The sequence below is a fragment of the Chryseobacterium sp. 2TAF14 genome (genome assembly GCF_052115105.1).
Taxonomy (GTDB): domain Bacteria; phylum Bacteroidota; class Bacteroidia; order Flavobacteriales; family Weeksellaceae; genus Chryseobacterium.
In genome coordinates this window covers 1-7,083 of sequence record NZ_JBFRGA010000146.1, presented here as the reverse complement: position 1 = coordinate 7,083, position 7,083 = coordinate 1, and the positions used below count along the sequence as shown (strand labels likewise).

Genomic DNA, 7,083 nt, shown 5'->3' with positions numbered 1-7,083 from the left:
GAAATCCCAAAAATAGCGAGTGCGGAAAGCGGGAAAAAGCTCCTAAAAAAATAATTACGTTCAACCTTTTCCGGATTTTTTAATCTTGATTTTCCCAAAAATTGTAAACACGCATTGTCAGGGTAAATATTTTTGCTTTTACTGCAAAGACTGAATGCAAAGGTCACATCATTAGCAAAACGTCTTTTGTTCATGTAATTTTGTTGCATAATTTAAAACTTTAATCACATGAATATCAAAAAACTTTTTAGCAAAAGAAATGAAATTATTGGCGGTCATTTTAATGAATTACGTTCAAAAATCGGCATGGCTAATCAAAATGAAGAATACATTTTTTCAGTAAGAGAAGAAATCTGCAACCAGTGTCCGCTGAAAAACGGTAATAATTGCAACGCTTTAAAATGGCTTAATCCTGCGACGCTGGAAGTTGCAGACCACCCGAAAGACGGCTTTGTAAGAGGTTGCGGATGCAGACTGAGCGCCAAACAAAGATCTACGTTAAGCCTTTGTCCTGCAGGTTTTTGGGGCGGAGAATTTGATTAAAAACCAAATAAATTTGGCAATTCCTGATTTTTATAATTAAACCTTTTGAGCGTGAATCAAGACCATATCATTGAGAAAATTTTTGTTGAAGTTACCGTAAACAGCAAACAAAAAGCATTGAGCATACAAGAAGATATCAATAGCTTTTTGTCTATCGATGTTTTCCCTGAAATAGAAAAATATATCAATGCTTTAGAATATAAATTGGGCAATAAAACCCTTCAAATCCCAAGATTGGAACTCAATCTTGATGTAAACAGCAGTTCTCTTAACATCGAATTAAAAGATAAAATTGCTCAGGTCTTTCAAGAAGAACTGTCTGAAGTGATGAAACCGATAGAAAATTTGGATCAGGATATAGAAAGAGATTCAAAAGCTTATTTTATTGATAATCAGGAAAAAACAATTCACACTTTTATCTATTTTCTGGAAAAAGGAAATATGCCTTGGTGGAATTCTGAGACAAAAGGAACTTCTTTTTTAGAATCTAAGGTATTTAAAACTTTGATTTTAAGCAAAAATTTTCCGGGAAGGATTGCAACAATTCTGCCTGAAAAAAATGTTCAGGAACGAATCATCAATCAACTTTCAGACGAACAAATTGCACAATTATGCATATCCGTTTTAACAAATAAGGAATTAAAAATCAACTTAAATGATGAGGTAATACAAAGTATTTTAAAACTGAATCCTACCGAAAGACAAATTGTCTGGCGTCTGGTTTTGAGCATATTATCGGAGTATCTGTACACAAAAAATATTAATCTCAGGGAATTTGTTTTACAAAAAATTATACGAACAGAATTGTTTCCAGCCGGTTTATTGCCCCAAAAAAAGAACGATCAACATCTAAAAACAATCATTCATATCTTTCCTTTTGTAAAAGAAAATGAAATTATTGAAATCCTCAGAAAAAAGTCGGAGCAGAAATCTGAAAACACAGAAATTTCAAATGAAACAATTCAACAAAAAAATGAAAAAACCGACGAAATTTTAAGTTATAACAGCGAAGATTTAAGTCAGGACGATGAACAATACATTAAAAATGCAGGACTAATTTTGATACATCCATTCATCAAACCTTTTTTTGAACATTGCGATCTTCTTCATCCCGAAACACAGCAACTAACAGATCCCGAATTGGGTGCACATTTGTTACACTATATTGCCACCGGAAAAACAAACGCCCCTGAATACGAAATGGTTTTCGAAAAATTTTTATGCAATATTCCAATGCATCAATCTATTAACAGGCATATTAAACTTTCACGCAAACACAAAGCACACGCAAAAAATGTGATCGAAAGCGTGCAGCACAATTGGAATCCTATGAAAAAATCGTCTGTAGCATTGCTGCAAAATGAGTTTTTCCAAAGGTCCGGCAAATTGGTTGTGTCTGATCATGATTATATGCTTACAGTAGAGCAAAAAACGCAGGATATTTTATTGGAAAAGCTGAACTGGGGACTGGGTTTGGTTAAATTGTCGTGGAAGGATAAGTTTTTGTTTGTGAAGTGGTGACTTTAGTTTTGTTTGCGTACAGTGTAAGTCTTCCTATTGGTGAGAAGCAAAAACCTATGCAAAAAGAAGTTGCTTTGCATATTGGCGTAGATAAATCTACATACTCCAAAATCCAAAAAGGATTAAGGGAAGTTACTGTTACAGAGCTTACCAAAATGGCTAAACTCTTTAATCTGTCTGTAGACCAGGTTATCAATTACGATGAAAACCTAAAACCTAAAGAGATTGTAATTGAAGATAAATCTACTCTCGAACAAATGGAACTCATTCAGCAGGTCGACGAAGAAGATAAAAGCACTGTCTTTAAAATCATTGATAAGATGCTTACTACCAAAAAAATTTAAAGACTTCTTTAATAAAAATGTAGCTGCGCTATAAAACATAAAACCCACCGCATTGCGGTGGGTTCTTTTATTATTGGATTACAAATCCGCAAGATCAGGTATTTATTTTATAAATAGTCCACATACATTTTTACAATCAGGATAATACTTGGTTCTTTTCATATCGGAATTCCAAATTTCAACATCATCTACGATTTCTTTTAAAAAACCATCTTGAGTTTTTGTATAACTTACTTCTTTTACCAAAATAAATTTATATTTCTTCCCAATTCTTAGTTTATTTGGGTAACTGTTCTTGTTGTCACAATCTTTAAAAATTGGCACAATAATCTTTTCTTTATTTTTTTCTAAATGAAGAATGTAATTATGAGATGTAGAATCTATTTTTTTTACATATGCATATAGAGAGTCATAATTCGATGTTTGTGATTTGCATCCAATAAAAAGTAAACAAAATATTAATATCAGTAATTTCATTATTTCTTTTTTAAGTTTTTATAAGTTCCAGAATAAGTACCTATAGGAATAACTGCTCCTGTTTTCTTATTATTCAATGAGACATTATCACTTATTGTAATTGTACCACCATTAAAAGTAGTACTAGTAATTTTATTCTTTGTAAATCCTGAACCTTCTTTATATCTTGGATCGATCCAAGCCGCTAAATCATGAGCGTCATTGTATCCCATTGCGGCCGTTTGAGGAGAAATAGATGCAGGGCTCCCCGGAGAAAGTAAAGCTCCTATATAACCTTCTAGTGCTTCATGCAAAATATTTGAACCTTTGGCTGCACCCATCACACTTTCATATTTTCCTAAAACATCTGGGTTAACAACATTAGTAGCATAAACCTTTCCATTGTATTCATAACTACCTCTATAAGCACCTCCTTCAAAGAAAGGGTATTCTGTTCCTGCAGCTTGATCAATTCTCATGTCATTATCTGTTTGCAAAGTTACAATATGATCTTTGTCCACATTAGCAGCATGAAAAAGAACATTTGACGCATCGGTTTGCTCAGCTCCTTCAATTTTAGTTGCAGTAACTTTTCCTTTATCATCCATAGACAAATTAAGTTGTCCCTGTACAGAAGCTTGCAGTTGCGCTAATGCTTCTTTTGATTCGCTTCCTTTAATTATTACATCCTTAGTCTGCCTCCCATCCGGATCAATAAATCTTATCGGATTATTAAAAGCATAATTGAATGGACTATGACGAGTCATTTTCTCCGCCAACGGATCCACGACACCCCACCTTCCAATATCCGGCATATAGAATCTTGCACCATAATCATACATTCCCGTCTCTTGGAGTTCCTTTCCGTTGTACTTATATTGGTAACTTTTATTTCCAGCCAGAGCATTATACCCTTCATGCTTCAATCCGAAAGGATAATAGTTGTTTTCTTCAAGAACTTCTATGCTGCCACTTACATTTTTAAAGTAGCTGAGACGAACATTTCCTAAATGGTCGCTGTAATTGTAAATATACTTATTTTTTTCAAAATCAAAATAACCTTCCGAGGTTGGAACAAATTTAATAGTCGGATCTCCGACGTTAGCTATAATTTCGTATTGAAAACCGTCTAAATATTCTGTTATTTTTTTTCTGTAGACATTATTTTCATTGTAGCGATGTTCTTTTCTGATCTTTGTACCATCAGCTTTATAATAATTAACGGTGTTTGTGTTTTGCCAAGTTCCTCTGGTAAAATATAATTGATCAAATTTTAAATAATTTGGCAGATTCAGAAAATTATAATCGATCTGAAGTATTCCTTTATCTTTATGCGTGATCATATTTCCATTAAGGTCATAACTAATGGGATTTCCTGAAGTATCAGGATAGCCATTGTAGTTTTGGGAAGTATCTGTAACGGTGATCAATCTGTTGCTCTTATTGTTATTTTCATACACATAATTAAGATTATCAATAGTTGCAGCAAAAGCATTTCCGTCTTTTGAAGCTGACCTTTTTAGGTTGGTAATATTTCCATTCAGGTCATAGTCTATTTTTTCGAAATATTCTTTAGCCGTAGGATTGGTATCTTTCTGGTAAAAGCCTGCTAAAAGCCTGTTTAATCCGTCATAAACATATCCGTATCTCCTTAAATTGTCACCAACTGTGGTACTTGTACGCCAATCGACTTCGGCAATGTTTCCGTTGTATTTAGGCTTTACCTGCAGATTGGTAAAATCATTATTAGGGGTTTGCTGACCTTCTACCTGATTGTATTTTATCTTATACCCGAATAGATCTCCGTCAAGTAAGCTGTTAGGATCATTAATCTGCGTCATCCAACCTCTGATGTTGTACTTATAATCTACCTGCTGCAATGGTGTACTTAGACTAGCTCCGCCCACTTTTTTACTTTCAAGCTGCGAAAGTTCATTGTATTTATTCTGCGCCAGATATTCCACAGGATTATTGTCAATCTGATGGCTATGGGTCAATAATCTGTTCTGATGGTCATAAGTAAATATTTCTTCTATCCTTTTCTCCGTATCGGTGGCAAGCCTTTTATGTTGAGTTAAAGTAAYAGAGGGGGTCCCTGAAAAATCCAGTCGTCTCTCCACATTGGTATAGCCTCCTAAATGATTGAGAGAAAATTCTCTGATGGGTCTTCCTTTGAGATCATAATATTGGTAGGTTTTTGTCCAACCATCATCTTCTATATTCTTTACGAAATGAGACACCGGAAGCCCTTTTGTACTTACCCCATATTGCTGTACATCGGAAGGAAGCACCTGCTGATCGTATACCATGGCAGGAAAAGGGTCGCCAACGAGATAAAAATCGTAATAATTGACGGATAAAACGGTTTCAATATCCACAAACAATCCGTTGGTGTAATAAATCTGTAATCCGTTTTTTGTAAATCCTGATGGATGCCTCGATTCTGTAATCACGAATTGTCCTGCCTGACTCTGCATGCTTTCTCTTGTTGCTCCCGGAATAATTCCCGTATAAGCTACTCTTCCGAATTGATCATATTTGGTAATAAGCCACTTTCCGGTTGTACGCATATTGGCATCCTGAGTCATGATCAACCGGTCAGCTTTATCATACACCATGTATTCCCAGCCTTTTCCGGGAAGCTTTTTTTCTACCAATCGGTTTCTGCCGTCATATTTATATTGATAACAAAGGTTATCTAAAATATCACTTGAGATTTCATCATCGCTTCCAGCGCCGTACTCTTCAAAAAATGCGAAAGAAGCTTTAGGTGGTATTACAAAGGCTAATTGATTGTATTCATTATATACATAGTAAGTATCGGCATTCTCGGTTGTACTCAACATCTTTCTGACCAATATAATTTGTCCTTTTCCGTTTTTAAATTCTATGGTTTTATTTCCATCTTCATCTGTTACCGTATTTTTGTAAAGCTGTGCCGTTCCATAAAAGACATTATTTGATGTTCTTGCCACTGTCTTTGTTGCACTTCCAACCCAGGTTGTTGTAGTGATAAAATTACCAACACGATCACTCACGTCATTGGCATCATAATCAAATTGTACAGGTTTATTAGTCCAGTCGTTACCCACCTGGATCTGCTGCCTGATTCTGTCTAAAGGTGAGTTTTCCAGGATTTTTTCTGCATAGATCTTCTCTGAACCGTAAATTCCTGTTTGAGTCGCATTGGTTAGAGGATTGACTACGATAGCTCCGTTACCTGTTCCTGATTGTGGAACGGGAAGAAAATCTTTCACCTGTCTGCCGAAAGCATCGTATTCAATATGGGTAACCACATCCCGCCCGAGAGGGGACGCCTTGATATTGACAGCCTGCTTTGATCTGCCTAAACCGTCGATATACTGCACAGTTTCCACAGTTTTGGGTGTAGAAGATGAAGGATCGGTTAAATAGGTTTTCGAATAAACATAATTTTCATTGGTGCTTAAATTCAAAGTTTGCGCATGGGAAAGCCCCGCTACAAACAATGCACTGATTGGGATGATTATTTTTTTCATATCTGGTTTTTAGTGTTTGTAGTTATACTTGAATTCTTTTAACAGTTTACCGTTAATATCTTTAATATTTTCTAACCTGTTAGCAGAATCGTATTTGTAGATTTCCCTGATTCCTGATGGTGGCGTAATGCTCGTTACTCCAATTAAAGGATCATATGTGTAAGTCGATACCTGAGCATTTTGTAATGCAGACTGTTTTCTGAAAGCATCTAAAGCAGCAATTAATGTTCCTTCATTGACAGGATTTAACGCATCATCATCTGAAGCGGCAATAATAGCTGCTGCCAATCCACTTGCCACAGAATAAGGAATACCTGTGATTTTAGCAATGGGCTGAGTTGAATTATAACCCCAAATTACCGAAGTTACAATGCCGTCTTTTGTGGTGTACTGCAATAGATTTCCTTTGGAATCATATTGATCATAAGTAAGCTCAGTAGACATTGTTGAAGTCTGCAAATCTTGCGATAAAACAGAAGAAGGGAATAAATTAGCAATATTGTCATACTTTGTTTCTGTTTTTGAAACTATTTTTCCTACATCATTCGAGTTTTGTTTTTTTATAACTGTTGTTTCTAAAGGAATACCAATCATATTAGCATTGATCAGCTTTGTATTCCCTTTCTCGTGGGCGTAGTTGTAAGTGGTTTCCGTTACCTGTGAATCTGAATGAACCGTAACATTTTTTATGGGGTAATCTC

The 7,083-nt window shown here is 35.2% G+C and carries 6 protein-coding genes and 1 pseudogene; 3 read left to right on the top strand and 4 right to left on the bottom strand.

Annotated features, from left to right (window positions below; all coding sequences use genetic code 11):
* Positions 1-194, bottom strand: a 194-nt coding sequence (locus AB4Y90_RS13515) for a hypothetical protein (protein WP_441558084.1), incomplete at its 3' end; no start/stop codon positions are given.
* Between the two features lie 34 nt (positions 195-228).
* Here AB4Y90_RS13515 and AB4Y90_RS13510 point away from each other — a divergent pair.
* From AB4Y90_RS13510 to AB4Y90_RS13500, 3 genes are read left to right on the top strand one after another with little or no spacing between them, the layout of a single operon-like run.
* The gene (locus AB4Y90_RS13510) at positions 229-543 is read left to right on the top strand and encodes a hypothetical protein (protein WP_441558083.1); all 315 of its coding nucleotides are present in this window, start codon (positions 229-231) and stop codon (positions 541-543) included.
* A gap of 51 nt (positions 544-594) precedes the next feature.
* Complete coding sequence (locus AB4Y90_RS13505; protein WP_441558082.1) at positions 595-2,064, top strand: contractile injection system tape measure protein; 1,470 nt, start codon at positions 595-597, stop codon at positions 2,062-2,064.
* Positions 2,065-2,120: 56 nt separating this feature from the next.
* Positions 2,121-2,408, top strand: coding sequence for a helix-turn-helix domain-containing protein (locus AB4Y90_RS13500; RefSeq protein ID WP_441558081.1), 288 nt, complete (start codon positions 2,121-2,123; stop codon positions 2,406-2,408).
* Positions 2,409-2,510: 102 nt separating this feature from the next.
* On the opposite strand, the gene AB4Y90_RS13495 is transcribed toward AB4Y90_RS13500, so the two are convergent.
* From AB4Y90_RS13495 to AB4Y90_RS13485, 3 genes and pseudogenes are all read right to left on the bottom strand, one after another.
* A complete protein-coding gene (locus AB4Y90_RS13495; RefSeq protein ID WP_441558080.1) occupies positions 2,511-2,885 on the bottom strand; it encodes a hypothetical protein in 375 nt (124 codons plus the stop codon).
* The gene (locus tag AB4Y90_RS13490; protein WP_441558079.1) at positions 2,885-6,382 is read right to left on the bottom strand and encodes a DUF6443 domain-containing protein; all 3,498 of its coding nucleotides are present in this window, start codon (positions 6,380-6,382) and stop codon (positions 2,885-2,887) included. The genes AB4Y90_RS13495 and AB4Y90_RS13490 overlap by 1 nt, the downstream gene beginning before the upstream one ends.
* A 9-nt stretch (positions 6,383-6,391) precedes the next feature.
* Positions 6,392-7,083, bottom strand: a pseudogene (locus AB4Y90_RS13485) (DUF5977 domain-containing protein); the annotation flags it as partial.